Source organism: Streptomyces flaveolus, assembly GCF_014648815.1.
GTDB classification, from domain to species: domain Bacteria; phylum Actinomycetota; class Actinomycetes; order Streptomycetales; family Streptomycetaceae; genus Streptomyces; species Streptomyces flaveolus.
Genome location: NZ_BMRV01000015.1, coordinates 39,490 through 59,760 on the forward strand (window position 1 = coordinate 39,490; position 20,271 = coordinate 59,760).

The 20,271-nt window shown below is 72.8% G+C and carries 20 protein-coding genes; 8 read left to right on the forward strand and 12 right to left on the reverse strand.

Annotated features, from left to right (window positions below):
- Positions 1-24: 24 nt before the first annotated feature.
- Positions 25-540: a MarR family winged helix-turn-helix transcriptional regulator gene (locus IEZ05_RS28870; protein ID WP_161168485.1), complete on the reverse strand. Its 516-nt coding sequence runs from the start codon at positions 538-540 to the stop codon at positions 25-27.
- Between the two features lie 135 nt (positions 541-675).
- Here IEZ05_RS28870 and IEZ05_RS28875 point away from each other — a divergent pair, with 135 nt between their 5' ends.
- Positions 676-1,437, forward strand: coding sequence for a dioxygenase family protein (locus tag IEZ05_RS28875; protein ID WP_189233323.1), 762 nt, complete (start codon positions 676-678; stop codon positions 1,435-1,437).
- Between the two features lie 20 nt (positions 1,438-1,457).
- Here the strand turns inward: IEZ05_RS28875 and IEZ05_RS28880 are convergent, their stop codons facing one another.
- Positions 1,458-1,994 carry a GNAT family N-acetyltransferase gene (locus IEZ05_RS28880; protein WP_189233202.1) on the reverse strand — a complete coding sequence of 179 codons (537 nt, stop codon included), beginning with the start codon at positions 1,992-1,994 and terminating at the stop codon, positions 1,458-1,460.
- 236 nt (positions 1,995-2,230) lie between these two features.
- Here IEZ05_RS28880 and IEZ05_RS28885 point away from each other — a divergent pair, with 236 nt between their 5' ends.
- Entirely contained in the window at positions 2,231-3,229 is a 999-nt protein-coding gene (locus tag IEZ05_RS28885) for a sigma-70 family RNA polymerase sigma factor (protein WP_189233203.1), read from the forward strand.
- Between the two features lie 399 nt (positions 3,230-3,628).
- The gene (locus IEZ05_RS28890; RefSeq protein WP_308426966.1) at positions 3,629-4,324 is read left to right on the forward strand and encodes a TetR/AcrR family transcriptional regulator; all 696 of its coding nucleotides are present in this window, start codon (positions 3,629-3,631) and stop codon (positions 4,322-4,324) included.
- A gap of 194 nt (positions 4,325-4,518) precedes the next feature.
- Here IEZ05_RS28890 and IEZ05_RS28895 read toward each other — a convergent pair whose 3' ends face one another.
- Complete coding sequence (locus IEZ05_RS28895; protein WP_189233204.1) at positions 4,519-5,490, reverse strand: helix-turn-helix transcriptional regulator; 972 nt, start codon at positions 5,488-5,490, stop codon at positions 4,519-4,521.
- 62 nt (positions 5,491-5,552) lie between these two features.
- Between IEZ05_RS28895 and IEZ05_RS28900 the strand changes: the two genes are divergently transcribed.
- The 4 genes from IEZ05_RS28900 (at position 5,553) to IEZ05_RS28915 (ending at position 11,256) form a co-directional block, all read left to right on the forward strand.
- Entirely contained in the window at positions 5,553-7,079 is a 1,527-nt protein-coding gene (locus IEZ05_RS28900) for an MFS transporter (RefSeq protein ID WP_189233205.1), read from the forward strand.
- A gap of 235 nt (positions 7,080-7,314) precedes the next feature.
- Entirely contained in the window at positions 7,315-8,076 is a 762-nt protein-coding gene (locus IEZ05_RS28905; RefSeq protein WP_189233206.1) for a DeoR/GlpR family DNA-binding transcription regulator, read from the forward strand.
- Positions 8,073-9,020 (forward strand): 1-phosphofructokinase, encoded by a 948-nt coding sequence (gene pfkB, locus IEZ05_RS28910; protein ID WP_189233207.1) that lies wholly within the window; start codon positions 8,073-8,075, stop codon positions 9,018-9,020. The genes IEZ05_RS28905 and pfkB overlap by 4 nt, the downstream gene beginning before the upstream one ends.
- Positions 9,021-9,174: 154 nt before the next feature.
- Complete coding sequence (locus IEZ05_RS28915; RefSeq protein WP_189233208.1) at positions 9,175-11,256, forward strand: PTS fructose transporter subunit IIABC; 2,082 nt, start codon at positions 9,175-9,177, stop codon at positions 11,254-11,256.
- Positions 11,257-11,339: 83 nt separating this feature from the next.
- Here the strand turns inward: IEZ05_RS28915 and IEZ05_RS28920 are convergent, their stop codons facing one another.
- From IEZ05_RS28920 to IEZ05_RS28935, 4 genes are all read right to left on the reverse strand, one after another.
- Positions 11,340-12,086, reverse strand: a complete 747-nt coding sequence (locus tag IEZ05_RS28920) for a DUF6227 family protein (protein ID WP_189233209.1) — start codon at positions 12,084-12,086, stop codon at positions 11,340-11,342.
- A gap of 189 nt (positions 12,087-12,275) precedes the next feature.
- Entirely contained in the window at positions 12,276-13,505 is a 1,230-nt protein-coding gene (locus tag IEZ05_RS28925) for a L,D-transpeptidase family protein (RefSeq protein WP_189233210.1), read from the reverse strand.
- Between the two features lie 198 nt (positions 13,506-13,703).
- Positions 13,704-14,747 carry a P1 family peptidase gene (locus IEZ05_RS28930; protein ID WP_189233211.1) on the reverse strand — a complete coding sequence of 348 codons (1,044 nt, stop codon included), beginning with the start codon at positions 14,745-14,747 and terminating at the stop codon, positions 13,704-13,706.
- 32 nt (positions 14,748-14,779) lie between these two features.
- Positions 14,780-16,012, reverse strand: coding sequence for a low temperature requirement protein A (locus IEZ05_RS28935; RefSeq protein WP_189233212.1), 1,233 nt, complete (start codon positions 16,010-16,012; stop codon positions 14,780-14,782).
- Between the two features lie 64 nt (positions 16,013-16,076).
- Here IEZ05_RS28935 and IEZ05_RS28940 point away from each other — a divergent pair, with 64 nt between their 5' ends.
- On the forward strand, positions 16,077-16,253 hold the full coding sequence (locus tag IEZ05_RS28940; RefSeq protein ID WP_189233213.1) for a hypothetical protein: 177 nt from the start codon (positions 16,077-16,079) through the stop codon (positions 16,251-16,253).
- Positions 16,254-16,290: 37 nt separating this feature from the next.
- Here the strand turns inward: IEZ05_RS28940 and mscL are convergent, their stop codons facing one another.
- The 5 genes from mscL to IEZ05_RS28965 all read right to left on the reverse strand — a co-directional run bounded on the left by mscL (position 16,291) and on the right by IEZ05_RS28965 (position 20,271).
- Entirely contained in the window at positions 16,291-16,761 is a 471-nt protein-coding gene (gene mscL, locus IEZ05_RS28945; protein ID WP_189233214.1) for a large conductance mechanosensitive channel protein MscL, read from the reverse strand.
- Positions 16,762-16,872: 111 nt separating this feature from the next.
- Positions 16,873-17,445, reverse strand: coding sequence for an RcpC/CpaB family pilus assembly protein (locus tag IEZ05_RS28950; RefSeq protein ID WP_229869909.1), 573 nt, complete (start codon positions 17,443-17,445; stop codon positions 16,873-16,875).
- Positions 17,446-17,653: 208 nt separating this feature from the next.
- Positions 17,654-18,496: an S-methyl-5'-thioadenosine phosphorylase gene (locus IEZ05_RS28955; RefSeq protein ID WP_189233216.1), complete on the reverse strand. Its 843-nt coding sequence runs from the start codon at positions 18,494-18,496 to the stop codon at positions 17,654-17,656.
- Positions 18,497-18,578: 82 nt separating this feature from the next.
- On the reverse strand, positions 18,579-18,896 hold the full coding sequence (locus IEZ05_RS28960) for an FmdB family zinc ribbon protein (RefSeq protein WP_189233217.1): 318 nt from the start codon (positions 18,894-18,896) through the stop codon (positions 18,579-18,581).
- A 67-nt stretch (positions 18,897-18,963) separates the two neighbouring features.
- Positions 18,964-20,271, reverse strand: a complete 1,308-nt coding sequence (locus tag IEZ05_RS28965) for an MFS transporter (RefSeq protein ID WP_189233218.1) — start codon at positions 20,269-20,271, stop codon at positions 18,964-18,966.

The window sequence follows — 20,271 nt, forward strand, 5'->3', positions numbered from 1 at the left end:
CTGCCCGGCTCCTGAGCGATCCGCTCAGCGCAGCCAGGGCAGGTCCGCGCCCGCCTCGGCGGGCTGAAGTCCCTCGGCGACGATCCGCATGATCTCGCCGAGGGACTTCTGCTGTTCCGGGGTGAGCCGGTCGAACACGGCCTGGCGCACGGCGTCCACGTGGCCCGGCGCGGTCTGCCGCAGGACCGCGTACCCCTCGTCCGTGAGCACCGCGAACTGGCCGCGCTTGTCGGACGGGCAGTCCTCACGGCGCACCCAGCCGCTCTTCTCCAGGCGGGCGATCGCGTGCGAGAGACGGGAGCGGGTGATCTTCGCGTACTTGGCCAGTTCCGTCATCCGCAGGCGCCGCCTCGGCGACTCGGCGAGTTTGACCAGCAGGCCGTAGTAGACGTGGGGCATGCCCGCGTCGCGCTGGAGCTGGCGGTCGAGGTGGTCCTCCAGGAGGGTGGCGGCCTCGATGTAGGAGCGCCACACGAGCTGCTCCTCGTCGGTGAGCCAGCGGGGCTCGTCGGCGGGGGCCGGGATGGGTGCCGTGTTCATGTATCCCACTCTACGAGACCACTTCTTGAAACTTAAACAAAATCGGCGTAGATTCGGCATCGAAAGAGATTGAGACTTCAAGCAACAGTCATGTGATGGGGAGCCGCCGCCATGTCGACCGACGTCCGGGAGCGCATGCCCGCCCTCTACCTCAGTCACGGCGCCCCGCCCCTCGCCGACGACCCCGTCTGGCCCGGCGAGCTGGCCGCGTGGGCCGCCGGCCTGCCGCGCCCGAAGGCGATCCTCGTCGTCTCCGCCCACTGGGAGGAGGCGCCGCTCGCCCTCGGCGCCACCCGCACGGTGCCGCTCGTCTACGACTTCTGGGGCTTCCCCGAGCACTACTACCAGGTGCGCTACGAGGCCCCCGGCGCCCCCGGACTCGCCGACTCCGTCCGCAAGCTGCTGCGCGCCCCCGGTACGCCCGTGCAGGACGTCCCCGACCGCGGCCTCGACCACGGTGCGTACGTGCCGCTGGTGGAGATGTACCCGGACGCCGACATCCCGGTCCTCCAGGTGTCCATGCCGACCCTCGACCCCGTGCGGCTGATGGAGATCGGCCGCAGGCTGGCGCCCCTGCGCGACGAGGGCGTGCTGATCATCGGCTCCGGGTTCTTCACCCACAACCTGGCCGCCCTGCGCCAGGGCGGCGTACCCGCCTGGTCCGCGGAGTTCGACGACTGGGGGCGGCGCGCGCTCGAGGCCGGTGACGTGGACGGGCTGCTCGACTTCGCCCGCAAGTCACCGGCGGGGCAGCTCGCCCACCCGCGCACCGAGCACTTCGCCCCGCTGTTCGTGACGATGGGCGCGGCCGACGCGGCCGGTGAGCTGGACCTGCGCAAGTCGGTGATCGACGGGTTCTGGATGGGGCTGGCGAAGCGGTCGGTGCAGTTCGGCTGACGGTTCGGCCGATGGTTCGGCTACCCCTCGCAGCGGTGCTGGAGCGGCTTCTCGTACCAGGCCACGTCCCAGTAGCGGCCGAACTTGCGGCCCACCTCGCGGAACGTGCCCACGTGCCGGAAGCCGAGGCGCTCGTGCAGTCGGGCGGAGGCCTCGTTGGGCTGCGCGATGCCCGCATAGGCGCGGTGCAGGTCCTCGCCGGCCAGGGCCTCGAAGAGCGACGTGTAGAGCAGCGTGCCGATGCCCCGGCCGCCGGCGTGCGGGGCGACGTAGACGGTGGTCTCCACCGAAGTCGTGTACGCGGGCTTGGCGCGATAAGGGCTGGATGTGGCGTAGCCCAGAATCTCCTGTGAGTCCGCGTCCGTGGCAACCCTCAGCCGGTACGGGCCGTCTTCAGGGTGGGAGAGCAGCCACGAACGGCGCTCTTGCGGGGTGAAGGGTTCGGTGTCGAACGTGATGGGCGTCTCACGTACGTAGTGGTTGTAGAGCTCCGTGAGGGCCTTGAGGTCGTCGTCGACCCCCGGCCTGACCTGGACATCCGTGCGCTCCGACGGCATCGGTCTCCCTCCTGCGGCGGCACAGGGTACTGCATGATCAGAAAAATCGGGGGACGGGTTGGGAATTCTGTCCGGATTCCAGTCGTTGTTTCCATCGGATGCAGGGCACCCGAGGAGAGTCCCGAGGGAGTCCGGAGACGGATTCCGCACCAGCAAGACAGAGACCGGAGACGATCCACACAGTGCCGAACGTCCGCTGGACCACCCGCTGAACCACTCATCGCAAGGGAGCACGCATGGCAACCCGTGCCGTCGCCCGTCGTAAGTCCGCCACCGGCGAGACGAGCGCCGCGGCAACCAGCGTCCGCGCCAACGGCGGCGAGCTCGCCGACCGCGATCTGGTCGGCATGTACCTCGACGAGATCGCGCGGACCCCGCTGCTCGACGCCGCCAAGGAGGTCGAGCTGTCCCAGACCATCGAGGCGGGTGTGTTCGCGCGGCAGGTCCTCGAAGGCTACGAGGAGACCGGGGCGGATGCCACCCGAGAGGAGCTCGAGGCCCTGATCGCCGAGGGCGAGCGGGCGAAGGACGTCTTCATCCGCTCCAACCTCCGCCTGGTCGTCGCGGTCGCCCGCCGCTACCCGCGCAGCGGTCTGCCGCTCCTCGACCTCATCCAGGAGGGCAACGCAGGCCTGGTCCGCGCGGTCGAGAAGTTCGACTACCGCAAGGGCTTCAAGTTCTCGACGTACGCGACCTGGTGGATCCGCCAGGCCATCACCCGGTCGATCGCCGACCAGTCGCGCACCATCCGCCTGCCCGTCCACCTGGTGGAGGAGCTCGGCCGGATCCGGCGCGTGCAGCGCGAGTTCAACCGCGAGCACGGCCGTGAGCCGGAGCCCGCGGAGATCGCCGCCGAGCTCGGTTCGACGCCGGAGCGTGTGGTCGACGTGCTCGACTGGGCCCGTGACCCGGTCTCGCTGAACATGTCGGTGGACGACGAGGGCGAGACCCAGTTCGGCGACCTGCTGGAGGACACCTCCGCCGTGTCGCCCGAGCAGTCCGTGATGACGCTGCTGCGCAGCGAGGAGCTGGACGACCTGATCGGCCGCCTCGACCCGCGCACGGCCTCCATCATCAAGATGCGCTACGGCATCGACGACGGCCGCGAGCGCACGTTGACCGAGGTCGGCAAGGAGCACGGACTCACCCGCGAGCGGATCCGGCAGATCGAGAAGCACGCGCTGCTGGAACTGAAGAAGCTGGCGCGTGACACCGGCTTCGAGGCAGCGGCGTAAGACCGCCGGGGGCCGTCGCAGGGCGGCCCCGTGAGGCGGGGGCGTGGCGTGACGCCTGGGGCGTACGCCGGTGGCCGAAGCCCGCGCAAACATGGCGCGTAACGCTGCTTCAACCGGCAGGGGCCCGGGAACAAAGATTCCGGGCCCGGCGGTTCGGTCCCCGATCCGCACCGGATCCGACGCACACTTGGACCACGTCCCGACGCACTCCCCCCGGCGCCGGGACTTCCCGAGCCGGGCTCGGCGCCCCTCCCCCCCCGGGTGCCGCAGCCCGGCTCTCTCCGTCCGCGGGCGGAGGCCAGGACCGCGCAGGCCATGAAGCGGCGGGCCACCCCGAACCTGAACCCCGGGGTGACCCGCCGGATGGCAGATTCTGCCACAGCGGCATAGCCTGCCGAAGTGAGCAGCACCACCCGTACTCCCGCCCTCGGCCGGCCACCGGTCTCGCTGACCGAGCGGCGCAAGGCCGAGACCCGCATGGACATCGCCCGCGCGGCGGCCCACCTCTTCGTGCACCAGGGCCTGCGGGCCACCCGGGCCGAAGACATCGCGCACGCCGCCGGCATCGCCCCGCGCACCTTCTACCGGTACTTCGCCACCAAGGAGGAGGCCGTCGCGCCCCTTTACGCCCTCGGGGCCGAGCGCTGGATCGAGGCGGTGCGGGATGCCCCGGCCGAGCTGTCCCCGCCGCAGGCCCTGGAACACGCGGCGCGGCACACGCTGACGCCGGGTGCCGGGGTGTCCGCCGCGTCGTGGGAGGGGGCCCGGACGCTGATCCGCCTGGCGGAGACGAGCCCGGCGCTGCGGAAGGTGTGGGCCGACGTGTGCCACATGACCGAGCGGGCGCTCGGGGAGGCCTTGGCCGAGCGGGCTGCGGCCGCGCAAGGTGAGGACGGCGACGGCGACAACGTTGCCGAGGCGCCGGTGGCCGGACCCCGGCTCCGCTTCGCCGCCGCCACGGCGGGGGCGGCGGTGCGGGTGGCGGTGGAGTACTGGGCCGCGTCCGCGCAGGAGGCGGGGAGGGCGCTGGACCTGGCGCTGGAGAACCTCGAGGTGCTGCGGGGGTTCGCGTGGGAGGAGGCGCGGGAGGTGTAGCGCGGTGGTGGGTGGCGCCGGGGTGGGTCGCGCAGCCGGGCTGGGGCGCGGGGTGCGACGCGCGACTCGGCGCCGGCGAGGTGCCGCCACGCCCACCCGTGCCGCCTCAGGGGTACCTCCCAGGCCGTTCAGGCACTGGGGGAGGCGCGATTGCCCGCGGGGCGTGGGGGCACGGGTGTGGGTGGGGGCGGGCGTCAGGGCTCCGGGGTCGCTCGGGTCAGGCGGGCCCCCAGGGTTCGTACGCTGGTCACCAGTTCCGGGGGTTCCTGGACGCGGAAGTCCACCCCCAGCATCGCGAGTCGTACCGCCATCCACTCCACCGCGTCCGAGACCGTGGCCCGCAGCACGCACGACGTCCCGTCGCCCACCGGCTCCGGCGGGCCGAGCCATCCCGGCAGCCGCGCGGCGACCTCCCGTACCGGCGCGGCGAAGGTGACGACGATCTCGTACGAGTCGCCGCGCCGCTGCATGGACCGGCGCAGATACTCCGCCGCGTTCCCCGTCGGCAGTTCCCGCGGAGCGAACCGCGCGCCCGTCGCGAACGGCTCGCTCACCCGGTCCACCCGGAACGTCCGCCAGTCGTCGCGGTCGACGTCGTACGCGACCAGGTACCAGCGCCGCCCCGTCGAGACCAGCCGGTACGGCTCCGTCAGGCGCCGCGACTCGGTGCCGTCCCCGGCGCGGTAGGCGAACCGCAGCCGCTCGCGTCCGGCCACCGTGGAGGCCATCACGGTCAGCGTCTCGGGCGCGATGCTCGGCCCGTCCCCACTGGTCAGCGGCGTCGTCGCGGCCTGGAGCGTGGCGACGCGGTGCCGCAGCCGCGACGGCAGCACCTGTTCCAGCTTGGCCAGCGCCCGCACCGACGCCTCGTCCACGCCCTCCACCGCGTGCCCCGCCCCGGCGCGCAGCCCGACCGCGATCGCCACCGCCTCCTCGTCGTCCAGCACGAGGGGCGGCATCGCCTTGCCGGCGACCAGCCGGTACCCGCCGTCGGCGCCCATGGTCGCCTGCACGGGGTAGCCCAGTTCGCGCAGCCGGTCGATGTCCCGCCGGACCGTGCGGCGGGAGACCCCGAGCCGGTCGGCGAGTTCGCCGCCGGGCCATTCACGGGGTGTCTGGAGCAGGGAGAGCAGCGTCAGGAGCCGGGCCGGAGTGTCCGTCGTCATGAGCCCGAGGATGCCCCATATATAGGACGCGATCTGACCTACTGGGGCCATAGCTTGGTCCCATGACCTTCACGCACACCCCGGACACACCCCAGGACCGGCCCGCCGCGGACGGCGACCGCCGGCGCTGGTTCGCCCTCGCGATCGTGATGACGGCGGCGTTCATGGACCTCGTCGACGTCACGATCGTCAACATCGCGATCCCGTCGATCCAGCGGGACGAGGGCGCCACCGTCAGCCAGATCCAGTGGATCACCGCCGGATACGCCCTCGCCTTCGCCGCCGGCCTGATCACCGGCGGACGGCTCGGCGACATCCACGGCCGCAAGCGGCTGTTCCTGGTGGGCATCGCCGGCTTCACGCTCGCGTCCGCGCTGTGCGGCTTCGCGGTGAACCCGGAGATGCTGGTCGCCTCCCGCATCCTCCAGGGCGCCATGGCGGCGCTGATGGTGCCGCAGGTGCTGTCGATCGTGCACGCCACCTTCCCGGCGCACGAGCGCGGCAAGGTGTTCGGGCTGTTCGGCGCGATCGTCGGACTGGGCGCCGTCTCCGGCCCGCTGCTCGGCGCCCTGCTCACCGAGTGGAACCTCTTCGGCCTGGAGTGGCGGCCCATCTTCCTCATCAACCTGCCGGTCGGCATCGCCGGCCTGATCCTCGGCAGCCGCTTCATCACCGAGTCCAAGGCCCCGCGCGCCCTCAAGCTGGACCTCGTCGGCGTCGCCCTGGTCACCCTCGGCCTGCTGATGCTGATCTACCCGCTGACCCGGGGCGAGGAGCTGGGCTGGCCGCTGTGGGGGTACGTGTCGATGGGCGGCGCGTTCGTCGTCCTCGCGGTGCTGGTGGCGTACGAGCGGCGCAAGAGCGCGCGGGACGGTTCCCCGCTGGTCGAGCTGTCGCTGTTCAAGGTCAAGAGCTTCGCTGCGGGCATCGCCGTGCAGACCGTCTTCGGGGTCGGTCTCGGCATCTTCTTCCTGGTGTGGACGCTCTACATGCAGGTGGGGCTGGGCTGGAGCCCGCTGCGGTCCGGCCTGACGGGCGTGCCGTTCTCGATCGCGGTGTCGACGGCGGCGGGCCTGTCCGTGCAGCAGCTGGTTCCGCGGTTCGGGCGCAAGGTGCTCCAGGCGGGCGCGCTGGTGATGGCGGCCGGAGTGCTGCTCTACATCTGGGAGGCCGAGCGGTACGGACTCGCCATCACGTCCTGGCAGATGGCGCTGCCTCTGGTCGTCATGGGTCTCGGCATGGGCCTGATCGTCGCCCCGCTGACGGACGCGGTGTTGTCCCAGGTGCCGCGCGAGCACGCCGGTGCGGCGTCCGGGCTGATCAACACCGTGCAGCAGATGGGCAACGCGCTCGGGCTCGGCCTGGTGTCGGTGGTCTTCTTCGGCACGATGGACGACCACCTCACCAGGGCCGGCATCGGCCCGGCCTACGCGGACGCCTTCCAGAACGCGCTGGGCTGGGTGGCCGCGGTGATGGGCGCCATCTTCCTGCTGATGTTCGCCCTGCCCAAGCGGCCGGCCCAGCACGTGGAAGGGGCGGACGCGCAGGAGGAGGCCGCGGCGGGGGAGAAGAAGCCCGCACTCGTGTGACGACGGGGCGGTCGGCGGCGGAACGGGGACGCGGGTGGGCCCGGCACTTCGGTGCCGGGCCCACCCGCGTCCCGGGTTCGGACCCACTCGGGGTTCGGGCCCACTTGCCTCCATCCCACGCCCGTTCATGCCCGTTTGTGTCTGGTCGCTTCCACTTGCCGGTTTACATTCCCGAAAACCGGGCGTAGCCTCCCGTGAAACCACACGTTCGGGCACAAGGTGGAGGTGAACAGGCATGTACGCACCGGAGCGGCAGCAGGAGATCCTCCGGCTCGCCCGGGACGGCGGCCGGGTGGACGTCGTGTCGTTGGCCGAGGAGTTCCAGGTGACGGCGGAGACCATCCGCCGCGACCTCAAGGCCCTGGACCGCGCCGGTCTGCTCCGCCGGGTGCACGGCGGCGCCATCCCCGCCGGGCGCCTCGACTTCGAGCCGGACCTCGCCGAGCGCGAGTCCACGGCGGCCGGCGAGAAGGAGCGGATCGCCAAGGCGGCCCTCGCGGAACTGCCCGCCGAGGGCACGGTCATCCTGGACGCCGGTTCGACGGTGGCCGGCCTGGCCGCCGCCTTCCCGCCCGAGGCGCAGCTCACCGTCGTCACCCACAGCCTGCCCATCGCGGCCCGCCTCGCCGACCACCCCGGCATCCAGCTCCACCTGGTCGGCGGGCGCGTGCGGCACCGTACGCGGGCCGCCGTGGACGCCTGGGCGCTGCGCGCGTACGGCGAGATCCGCGCCGACGTGCTGATGGTGGCGGCCAACGGCTTCTCGGCCGAGCACGGCCTGACCACCCCCGACCTCGCCGAGGCTGCGGTCAAGCGGGCCGCCGTCGCCGCGGCCCGGCGCGTCGTGCTGCTCGCCGACTCCTCCAAGCACGGCCAGGAGCACTTCGCCCGCTTCGGCGCCCTGAGCGACGTGGACCTGCTGATCACCGACAGCGGGCTGAGCCCCGAAGACGCCGCCGCCATCGAGCGCGACGGCACGGAAGTAGTACGCGCATGATCCTCACCGTCACCCCCAACCCGTCGCTGGACCGCACCTACGAGGTGCCCTCACTGGACCGCGGCGAGGTCGTCCGCGCCACCGGCGAGCGGGTCGACCCGGGCGGCAAGGGCGTGAACGTCTCGCGCGCGGTCACGGCGGCCGGGCAGCGCACCGTCGCGGTACTGCCCCTCGGCGGCGCACCCGGCGCGCTCGTCGCCGACCTGCTCGACGCCCAGGGCATCGAGGTCGCGCCGGTGCCCGTCGCCGGGGCCACCCGCTCCAACATCGCGCTCGCCGAGGCCGACGGCGTCCTGACGAAGATCAACGCCCCGGGGCCCGAACTGTCGGCGGCCGAACAGGAACTGCTCCTGGAGGCCGTACGGCGGCAGTCGCGCGGCGCCGACTGGATCGCCTGCTGCGGCAGCCTGCCCCGCGGACTCGCCCCGTCCTGGTACGCCGCCCTGGTCGCCCGGGCGCACGCCGCCGGGGTCCGCATCGCCCTGGACACGTCCGGGCCCGCCCTGCGCGAGGCGCTGAGCGAGCGGCCCGACGTGGTCAAGCCCAACGCCGAGGAGCTCGCCGAGGTCGTCGGGCGCCCCCTGGCCACCGTCGGCGACGCCCTGAAGGCCGCCGAGGAGCTGCGCGAACTGGGCGCGCGTGCCGTGCTCGCCAGCCTGGGCGCCGACGGGCAGCTGCTCGTGGACGACGCGGGCACCTGGTTCGGCAGCGCCCGCGTGGACGCCGTACGCAGCAACGTCGGCGCCGGTGACTCCTCCCTGGCCGGATTCCTCATCGCCGGCGGCGGCGGACCGGGGGCCCTCGCCTCCGCCGTCGCGCACGGCGCCGCGGCCGTCCGGCTCCCCGGCAGTGTCATGCCGACACCGGCCGACCTGGACCCGGCCGCGGTGACGGTCACGGACCGGGTGCCGGTGGACCGCGCGCTGACGGAGCCGGTGTCATGAGCGCCCCGCACGGCGCCGGCGCCCTCCCCGGCCCTCACCCCCGTACCCCCGTCCCCCGTACTCCCCCTCGCACCACCCCTGCCCGCAGTACCTCCGTCCCCACCCTCGCCCACCCTTCCGCGTTCCGGGCGATACGCGAGCTAAGGAGCCCGCGATGAGCGACATGATCACCGCGGATCTGGTCGACCTCGACCTGTCCGCCGACACCAAGGAAGCGGCGGCGCGCGCCCTCGCCGAACGCATGGTGGCCCAGGGCCGGGTGACCGACCTGGAGGGCTTCCTCGCCGACGTGGCCGCCCGCGAGGCGCAGATGCCGACCGGCCTGGACGGCGGCATCGGCATCCCGCACTGCCGCAGCGAGCACGTCACCGAGCCGACCCTCGCCTTCGGCCGCAGCGCGCTCGGCATCGACTTCGGCGCGGCGGACGGCCCGGCCGACCTGATCTTCCTGATCGCCGCTCCGGCGGGCGCCGACGACGCCCACCTGACGATCCTCTCGTCCTTGGCGCGGCAGTTGATGAACGCCGAGTTCACGGCCGCGCTCCGCTCGGTGGGCGACGCCGGGGCCGCCGCGGCGCTCATCCGCGGGGAGGCGCCGGCGGTTTCCGACGGCGACGAGGACTCCGTGGCGGTCTCGGCGGCGGCCTCCGCCGAGACCGCCACGGGCAGCACGGCGAGCGGCGCCGCGAGCAGCACCGAGAGCGACGAGGCGCCGGCGGCGGAGCCCGAGCGGCCCTTCCGCATCGTCGCCGTCACCTCCTGCCCCACCGGCATCGCGCACACCTACATGGCGGCCGAGTCGCTGGAGAACGCCGGCCGCGAGGCGGGCGTCGCGATCGCCGTCGAGACCCAGGGCTCGGCCGGCTTCACCCGGCTCGACCCGGCGGTCATCGAGGCGGCGGACGGCGTGATCTTCGCCCATGACGTGCCCGTGCGCGACAAGGACCGCTTCGCCGGTAAGGCCACCGTCGACACCGGCGTCAAGGCGGCCATCAACCGCCCCGGCGAGCTGATCACCGAGGTCCGCGGCAAGGCGGCCCGCGGCGAGGTCACCTCGGCGTCCCCGGGCGCGACGCCCGTCGAGCGCGGCGGCGAGGCCGGCGAGGGCTACGGCACCAAGCTGCGCAAGTGGCTGATGTCGGGCGTCAGTTACATGGTGCCCTTCGTCGCGGCGGGCGGTCTGCTCATCGCCCTCGGTTTCGCGATCGGCGGCTACGGGATCAACAAGGCGCCGTCGGTGATGGACCACTTCGTGTGGTCGCAGGCCGACAGCTGGGCGGCGCTGCTGTTCCAGATCGGCGGCGTGGCGTTCGGCTTCCTCGTCCCGGTCCTGGCCGGCTACATCGCCTACGGCATGGCCGACCGGCCCGGCCTCGTCCCCGGCTTCGTCGGCGGCTCGATCGCGCTGACCATCAACGCGGGCTTCCTCGGCGGTCTGGCGGCCGGTCTGATCTCCGGTGCCGTGGTGATGGCGATCCAGCGGGTGCGGATCCCGGCCGCGCTGCGCGGCATCATGCCGGTGGTGGTGATCCCGCTGATCTCCTCGGCGGTCGTCGGCTTCCTGATGTTCGTGGTGATCGGCAAACCCATCGCATCCGCGCAGACGGCGATGACCGACTGGCTGAGCGGACTGTCCGGCGCCAACGCCGTCCTGCTCGGCGCGCTGCTCGGCCTGATGATGTGCTTCGACCTCGGCGGCCCGGTCAACAAGGTCGCCTACGCCTTCGCCACGGCCGGCATCGCGGTCAGCGACCCCAGCGACTCCGCGATGAAGATCATGGCGGCGGTCATGGCGGCCGGGATGGTCCCGCCGCTGGCGATGGCCCTGGCCACGACCGTGCGCGGCCGGCTGTTCAACGCCGCCGAGCGCGAGAACGGCAAGGCCGCCTGGGTGCTGGGCGCCTCCTTCATCTCCGAGGGCGCCATCCCGTTCGCCGCGGCCGACCCGCTGCGGGTCATCCCCTCCTCGATGGTGGGCGGCGCGCTCACCGGCGCCCTGTCGATGGCCTTCGGCGCGACGCTGCGCGCCCCGCACGGCGGCATCTTCGTGGTCCCGCTGATCGGCAACCCGCTGCTCTACCTGGTCGCCGTCGCGGCCGGCGTCTGCGTCACCACGGCCCTGGTGATCGTCCTCAAGGGCCTGCGCAAGCAGGCACCCGGAACGGCGACGCCGGGAACCGGCGACGCGGCCCCGTCCGCCTCGACGGCGGGTGCGAAGGAGCCGGTGGCGGCCTGAACACACTGCGGACAACGTGACAGCCGGGCCGGGTCCGACGAGGACCCGGCCCGGCTGTCGTACGACCGACCGGTGACGGCGGCTCAGGACACCTGCGCCGCGCGCCGCTCCATGGCCCGGCGGGCCGCGTCCTCGCTGACGTACACCTCGCACATGTGCCGCCCGTCGGGCGTGGCCGTGTGCTCGACCTCCCACAGGGAGACCTCGGCGCCGTCGCGCAGCAGGAAGGCGTGCTCGTAGAGCGAGAAGCCGACCGCGGGACGGCCCGTGCGGCCGGGGCCGCCGAAGGCCTGCGTGATCTGGTGGGCGGACGCCGTGGCCAGCCGGGCGGCGATGTCCGCGCCGGGCCGGTCCGCGTTCTCCGCGCGCCGCAGCAGCCTGCGGGCGTGGTCCGCCGAGCCGCCCTGCACGTAGACGTGCCGCGGGGTGGGGAGCGGCGACAGCTGCACCGGCACCGGCAGTTCGAAGTCCGGCGTGTCCGGCGGCAGCGCCAGCCTCGCGGTGGCGGCGCGCAGCTCCTCCTCGTCGACGTACACCTCGTGCTGCGCCTCACCGCCCGGGGCGGTGTTGTGGACGAGCTCCCAGAGGGTGAGTGCCGAGCCGTCGGCGAGCAGCCACGTGTGCCGGTACGTCTCGCGATGCAGCCCCGCGCTGTGGTGCGCGGAGTGCAGCGAACCGTCGTGCGCCAGCGCGCAGTCCAGTCGCCGTATCGTCTCGTCGGGCAGCTCGAACGAGTTCAGGGCGCGGCCGAGCAGTCGCATGAGGTGCTCCTCCGGAGACTCGGGCGACTCGGCTGGTTCGTACGCTGCCGTCTCGTACGGAACGCTCAAGGTTTCTCCCGGCGTTGCTGCATGTCACCTGGTGGGTGCATACCGTAGCCCCTCGGTCGGACATCATGTTCGGGAACCGGGAAAACGTACGCACGAAAAACGCGCGGGTCGCGCGAGGAGTTCCCGCGCGACCCGGCGAACCGTCAAACATCGCTGCTCAGCGTGCGGATCGGCCGGAACCGGCCGGGATCAGACGGCGCTGCCGGCGACCCACTCGCTCCAGCCCATGTTCCAGCCGTTGAGGCCGTTGTCGGGCGCGATCGTGTCGTCCGGGGAGTTCTTGACGACGACCACGTCCCCGATGAGCGAGTGGTCGTAGAACCACTTGCTCGGCGTGTCGCCCTGGCCGCCCTGGACGTCCTGCAGTCCCACGCAGCCGTGGCTGGTGCCCTGGCGGCCGAAGGGCGGATTGCCCCGCAGGTACCAGTAGTTGCCGTGGATGAACGTGCCGCTGCTGCTCAGCCGCATCGCGTGCGGCACGTCCGGGATGTCGTACTCGCCGCCGAAGCCGACCGTCGAGCCGTCCATGTGCGTCTGGAGGGACTTCTCGGAGATCACCATCTTGCCGTTGTACGTCGGGTTCTCCGCGCTGCCCGCCGAGATCGGGATCGACTTGACCGTCTCGCCGTCGCGCACGACCGTCATGGTCTGCGTGTTCACGTCGACCGTGGAGACCTGCGAGCGGCCCACGGTGAACGTGACGGTCTTCTTCTGCACGCCGAAGACGCCGTTCGCGCCCTCCACCCCGTCCAGGTCGATCTTCATCGTGACCTTGGAGCCGGCCTTCCAGTAGTCGTCGGGCCGGAAGTCGAGCCGCTGCGAGCCGAACCAGTGCCCGACCACCTCCTGCCCGCTGCTGGAGGTGACCGAGATGTGCGACTGCACGGCCTTCTTGTCGCCGATCTCCTTGTCGAACGTGAACGACACCGGCATGCCCACCCCCACCGTGGCGCCCCCGTCCGGGGTGTAGGTGCCGATGAAGCTGTTGTCCGAGGAGACGGTGGTGAAGGTCGAGTCGGCCGCGGCGGGCAGGCCGTTCGCGTCCTTCGCCGTCGCGCTGATCCGGTACTTCGTGCCGCGCTCCAACTGCTCCTTCGGCTTCCAGCTCGTGCCGTCGGCGGACAGCGAGCCCGGTACGGCCGTGCCCGCGCCCGCCACCGTCATCTTCACGTCGGTCAGCTTGCCGTCGCTGACCTTCACGCCGGTCGCGTTGATCGACGCACCGGTCGACCCGTCCTTCGCGGAGATCACGACCTTCGCCACGGAGGTCTTGACCGAACCGGTGCCGTCCTTGCCGTCACCGCCGCTCTTGTCGTCGGCGCTGGCGCTGCCGCCGCAGGCGGTGAGGGTCAGGGCGCCGACCACGAGGGCGGCGCAGGCCACCAGTGCGCGACGCGCTGATATGTCCTGCGTTGTCACGGGCTGCTCCAGGTTCAGGTGATGTGCGGTATCCGCTTCAGCCCTGAAGAGCGGACCGGCGGCCGACGGGGTTCCCGGCGAACGTCGGAAAAGCCCATCAGTGACAGAACCGCGACAATCGCCTCTGCACGCCGGGCACTTGCTTCCGTCGGACACCCGCCCGCGCCCGGACACCGCCCCCGCCGGACGCCCGTTCCGCTACGACGCCCCGTGCGCGTCCCCGTACAACTCGCCGTACGAGGGCCACGCCCCGCCCGGCCCGTCCACCGGACCGGCGGCGCGTACCGCGCGCACGATCGCCCGCGTCACCATGTCCGCGCCCGCCGCCAGCACCTCGTTCAGCGCGAGCGGCTGCGTCGCGTCGAGCGGGCGCTCGCCGGTGGCGAGGGCGAACACCGTGTCCCCGTCGTTGAGCAGGTGCACCGGCCGCACGGCACGCGCGATGCCGTCGTGCGCCGTACCGGCCAGCTTCTGCGCCTGCGCCTTGGACAGCCCGGCGTCGGTGGCGACCACGGCGACCGTGGTGTTGAGCGGAGGCGGTGCGTTCCGCGCCGCGACCTCGGCGAGGCGCCGCCGCGCCGCCTCGTGCACGTCCGCCGCCGGATACACCACGCGCCGTCCCTGGAAGAACTCCCCGTACAGCACCCCCGTCTCCGGATCCATCGCCGACCCCGCCGCGTTGGCCACCACCAGCGCGGCCACCGTGATGCCCGACTCCAGCACGGTGCTCGCGGTGCCGACCCCGCCCTTCAGGAGCCCCACCACGGCTCCCGTGCCGGCCCCGACACCTCCCTCGGCCACCCGCGCGCCCGGTGCGCTCGCGTGCGCCGCCTCGACGGCCGCCCGCCCGGTCGCCGCGTCCGGCCGGGCCCGGAAGTCGCCGCCGCGCCCCAGATCGAAGACGCAGGCGGCGGGCACCACCGGCACGACGTGCGCAGGGCCGGGTCCGACGCGCACCCCGCGTCCCCGCTCCTCCAGCCAGGCCATCACTCCGGACGCCGCGTCCAGCCCGTAGGCGCTGCCACCGGTCAGCACCACCGCCTCGACCCGCTGCACCAGATTGCGCGGGTCGAGCGCGTCGGTCTCCTTGGTGCCGGGACCACCGCCGCGCACGTCCACGGCGGCGACCGCCCCGCCCTCCGGCGCGAGCACCACCGTCGTCCCCGTGAGCCACCCGTCGCCGATGCGCGTCGCGTGCCCCACCCGTACCCCGGCGACGTCCGTCACTGCGTCAACTGTCATGTTCCCAGTGTCGGCCGGTCCGGCGGGCGCGCTCAGGCGGCCGGCCCCGTCGCCCTCCGCTCCGCCGGGCCCGCGAGGGCCGTCAGCACCACCCCGGTCGCGACCGCCAGCGCCAGGACGATGCCCGCCACGAGCACCGCCACGTCTCCGAGGAACGTGCAGCCGATCACCAGCAGCGCGGCGGTCGGCAGGGCCAGTTGCTGCGCGATGCCCACCTTGAAGTGGCGCGCGTGCAGCACCCACACCGTGATCAGGTACATCGCCGTCGGCAGGGTCACCGCGGCGGACGCTGCCAGGGTCGAGATGTGCGCCTTGCCGACCGCCTGTTCCACCGCCACCTCCAGCCCCGCCCCGATCGCCGCCGCCGAGGCGAAGACCAGGTAGTGGCCGTACCCCCACACGAACGCCTGCCTGCTGGAGCGCAGATGACCGTGGACGGGCACCACGAAGTAGATCCACCAGGCGGCGAAGACGATCAGCAGTCCGCCCACCGCGATCGGCAGCAGCTCGCCCAGCGCGTCGTTCTCGTCGATGCCCGACTTCACCGCGACCGTGGCCGCGGCGATGGTCTCGCCCAGCACGATGATCGTGAACAGCCCGTACCGCTCGGAGATGTGGTGCGGGTGCCAGGACGACTGGTGGTCCTTCTCCGCGAGCGTCGGCACGCACAGCTCCAGCACCGCCATCACCAGGAACAGCCACGCCCGGCCGGCGTCCGGCACGAACAGCAGCCCCACCCAGCCGATCTGGCAGAGCAGCACGCCACCGGCGTATCTCAGGGTCATCGCGCGCTCCGCCGGTCCGGCGCCGCGCGCCGCGCGCAGCCACTGCGCCGACATGGCGAGCCGCATGATCACATAGCCCACCACGATGACCAGGAAGTCGTGGTCCTCGAAGGCCCGGGAGATCCCGGCGGCGAGGACCAGGACCCCGCCGATCTGCACCAGGGTGACGACCCGGTAGAGCACGTCGTCGTTGTCGTACGCCGAGGCGAACCAGGTGAAGTTCATCCACGCCCACCAGATGGCGAAGAAGACCATCGCGTAGTAGAGGATCCCCTCGCCGGCATGGCTCTCGGCGACGGCGTGCACCAGCTGGACGCCCGCCTGGGCGACGGCCACGACGAAGCACAGGTCGAAGAAGAGCTCCAGCGGTGAGGCGACGCGATGCGACTCGTGACGGGGCCGGGCCGTGAGCCTGCGCAGCGGCCGGTGGCCGGCGGCCGGGGCGGAGGACTCGGGAGGGGGAGGGGGACTGGACGTCATGGGCCCTAGCACAGCAGAGACCGGACGGGCGTGCTCGCGCGGGGGCGGGCCGTACCCTGGAGCCATGAGCACCGCCCCCGAACCCGAGCCCCGCGCGCCGAAGCCCGCGCTGGTCTTCGACGACCCGCTCGACCAGCAGACCTCCGACGACACCGACCGGGGATGGGGCGAGCGGCCCGACGCCGACAGCGCGGCCGACCTGAAGCGCTTCCTCGACGAGAAGCCGCCCCACCACCTGTGAGCGGCGCGGGCAGCCGCCCGCCGACGGACCGTCCGCGCTACGTGCGGTCGTGGCCCGATCCGCGCTGTGCGACCAGCGCGTCGCGGATCTCCTTGAGCACCTCCAGCTCGGACACCTCGACGACCTCCTGCGTGCTCTCCCGCGCCTTGCGGCGGGCCTCCTGGCGAGCCAGGTACTTGGACATGGGCAGGACCATCAGGAAGTAGACGACGGCCGCCGTGATCACGAAGGTGAGGGTGGCGCCGAGCACCGAACCCCACAGGATCCGGACGCCGGTCGCGCTGTCGCCCGTACCGGTGCACGGGCCCTTGAGGCAGGAGCTGTAGCTGTCCAGGTTCTGCGTGCCGAACGCGCCGACCAGCGGATTGATGATTCCCTTCACCACCGAGTTGACGATGTTGGTGAAGGCGGCGCCGATGACCACCGCGACTGCCAGATCGACGACGTTCCCGCGCATCAGGAAGGCCTTGAAGCCCTGCCAGACGCTCGGATCCTTCTTCGCGCTCACCTCGGGGGCACTCCTCACATGACCAGGTTGTGGAACAAAACGCTCCGCAACCTACGCCGACGCCCGGCGGTGCTGTCCAGTCCGGCCCCACCAATGAGGGACTTGACAGGCTCAGCACAGCGTCACCGCCAGCCGCGCCCGGGCCCCCGCGCCGACCAGCCGGTGCGCGGTGGCGGGCGGCACCGAGAGCACGACCAGCGCCCCTGCCTCGGGCCCCCCGGCCTCCGGTGCTCCGTCCCCCGGCACCCCGGCGTCCGGCTCCGGCACCTTCACCACCCGTGCTCCCCGCGCGATCACGGAGACCCCGCCGCCCGCGCCCTCCTCGGACGCGACGACGTCGACCCGGTCGCCCGGCGCCAGCAGCCGCACCGTCGCGGCGTCCGCGATCCGCACGGGCGCCGCCACCGGCCGCGCGGCCGGCCGCTCGCCCGCCCGGTCGGACACCGGATGCCCGCGCGCCCGGCCGCCGTCCTGCGCCCCGGTGTCAGGAAGCGGGCCCGCCGCCACCAGCGCCGCGGCGGTGACCGCGAGACCGGCGGCCACGGCACGCCTCCGGTGCCGTACGAGCCGGTGCAGCTGATGACGCCCGCCCCGCACCCGCACCGGAGCGAAGTGCGGCACCTCGCAGGTGGGCGGGGCGTCGGCGCCGAGCGGCGGCGGGAAGGGAACGGCGGAACGGGACACGGTGACCACCACCTGTGACGAGGGATCGGCTTGCGCACCCACGATGAGGCGTCTCGCCGTCTCCCGCCGGCGTCCGTGGACCACCGGCCGGTTGTGGAAAACTCCCTCACCCGATCCGGACGTTCCGCATGCCCGCCGAGACCCGCCGGGCCCCGCAGGGCCCCGCCGAGACCCGCCGCCCCGCAGGGCGCTGCCGATCCCCGTCGGCCTAGGGCAGCGCGATCCCGGGGTCCATCCCGCCCAGCGCATGCCCGCACCGGCAGTCCCGCTCCCCGGCCGCCGGCAGGGCCGCCACCGCGTCGAACAGCACGCCCCGCAGCCGGTCCACATTGGCAGAGAACACCCGCAGCACCTCCTCGTGCGAGACGCCCTCGCCGCTCTCGGCCCCGGCGTCGAGGTCGGTGACGAGGGTCAGCGAGGTGTAGCAGAGCTCCAGCTCCCGGGCGAGCGCCGCCTCCGGGTGGCCGGTCATGCCGACCACCGACCAGCCCTGCGCCCGGTGCCACAACGATTCCGCACGTGTCCCGAAGCGCGGCCCCTCGACCACGACCAGCGTGCCGCCGTCCACCGGCTCCCAGTCCCGGCCCCGCGCCGCCTTCAGCGCGGCCGCCCGCCCGGCGGGGCAGTACGGGTCGGCCAGCGACACGTGCACCACGTGGGGCACCGTGCCGTCGGGCAGCGGCATCCCGTCGAAGTACGTCGACGGGCGGGACCGCGTCCGGTCGACGAACTGGTCCGGCACCAGCAGCGTGCCCGGCCCGTACTCGGGGCGCAGCCCGCCCACCGCGCACGGACCGAGGACCTGGCGCACGCCGACCGAGCGCAGCGCCCACAGGTTGGCCCGGTAGTTGATCCGGTGCGGCGGCAGATGGTGGCCGCGTCCGTGCCGGGGGAGGAAGGCGACCCGCCGGCCGGCGACCTCGCCGAGGAAGAGGGAGTCGCTGGGCGGCCCGTACGGGGTGTCCACCTGGACCTCGGTCACGTCGTCGAGGAACGAGTAGAAACCGGAGCCGCCGATCACGCCGATCTCGGCGTTCACCTTGTTCGCCATGCCCCAGACCCTAGCCGCCCCCCGGATCCGGGAACGCCGAGGACCCTGCCGTCGGACGACGGCAGGGTCCCGGTGAGAAGTGCTACGCGGCGGTGGTGCTCGAGGAGGAGCTGCCGGAGCTCGACGCCGAGGACGACGAACCCGAGCCCGACGACGAACCGGAGTCCGAGGAGGAGGACGTCGAAGCGGGCTTCGACGACGCCGGCGAGCTGCTGGACGAGCTGCCGCGGCTGTCGTTTCGGTAGAAGCCGGAGCCCTTGAAGACGATGCCGACCGCCGAGAACACCTTCTTCAGGCGGCCCTGGCAGTTCGGGCACTCGGTCAGGGCGTCGTCGGTGAACTTCTGCACCGCCTCGAGGCCCTCGCCGCACTCGGTGCACTGGTACTGGTACGTCGGCACTGTCTTCCTCCTGGCACTCTCACTCGATGAGTGCTAACGACGATCCATAGTGACGTATTCCCGGGGTTCAGTCCACTGTGGCGGGCGTGCGGTGACCGACGCCACGTGCGACCGTCCGGCCGCGGGGCGGTGTCGCCAGCCGAGAACGCAGCGCCACCAGCACCGACAGCGCGAGCACCGTGCCGCCCATCGGGACCAGGAATCCGGCGCCGTCCCAGAAGCGGTCCTCCAGCTGTCCGGCGACCGTGACGGCCGCCGCCTGGCCGAGCGCCACGGCGCCGGTCAGCCAGGTGAAGGCCTCGGTGCGGGCGCCCGCCGGGACCAGGTCCTCGACCAGCGTGTACCCGGTGACCAGGGCGGGCGCGATGCACATGCCGACGAGCAGGCCGAGGCCGGCCAGCACGAGCACCGAGTGCGCGGCCCACAGGCCGGAGGCGGTCAGCGCGAGGGCGGTGTAGCCGACGAGCAGGCGCCGCTGCGGGGCCGCCTTCCAGGCGATGGCGCCGCAGGCCAGGCCGGAGAGCATGTTGCCCGCCGCGAAGACGCCGTACAGGACGCCGTTCATGCCGGGCTCGCCGATCGACTCGGTGAACGCGGCCAGCGAGACCTGCATGCCGCCGAAGACCGAACCGATGCCCAGGAAGATCACGGCCAGCACGCGCACGCCGGGCACGCGCAGCGCCGGAACGTGCTCCACGCGCCCGTGGCCGTCACCGCCGCCGACCCGCGGCTGGGTGCTCTTCTGCGCGGCGAAGAGCAGGCCGCCCACCAGGGTGAGCGCGGACTCGGTGACCAGGCCGGCTGCCGGGTCCACGCCCGTGCACAGAGCGGTCGCCACCAGCGGGCCGAGGACGAAGGTCAGCTCGTCCGTGACCGACTCGAAGGCCGCCGCCGTGCTCATCAGCGGGGAGCCGCCCAGCTTCACGCCCCAGCGGGCGCGCACCATGGGCCCGATCTGCGGCACCGAGGCACCGGTGGGCACGGCCGCCGCGAACAGCGCCCACAGGGGGGCGTCCGAGAGCGCGAGGACGGTCAGGGTCAGGCCGGACAGGGTGTGCACGAGCACGCCGGGCAGCAGGACGGCGCGCTGTCCGAAGCGGTCGGCGAGGCGGCCGCTGTAGGGGGCGAACAGGGCCATGGAGACGCCGGTGACGGCGGCGGCGGCGCCCGCGACGCCGTACGAGCCGGTGGTGTGCTGCACGAGCAGCACGATGGAGATCGTCAGCATGGCGAACGGCTGGCGGGCCGCGAAGCCGGGAAGCAGGAACGTCCAGGCGCCGCGGGTACGCAGCAGTTGTCCGTATCCGGGGCGGGAGGGCGCGTTGTGCCGCGTCTCCTGCGGCGACTTCTTCGACGGGGTGACCGTGGATGCCAC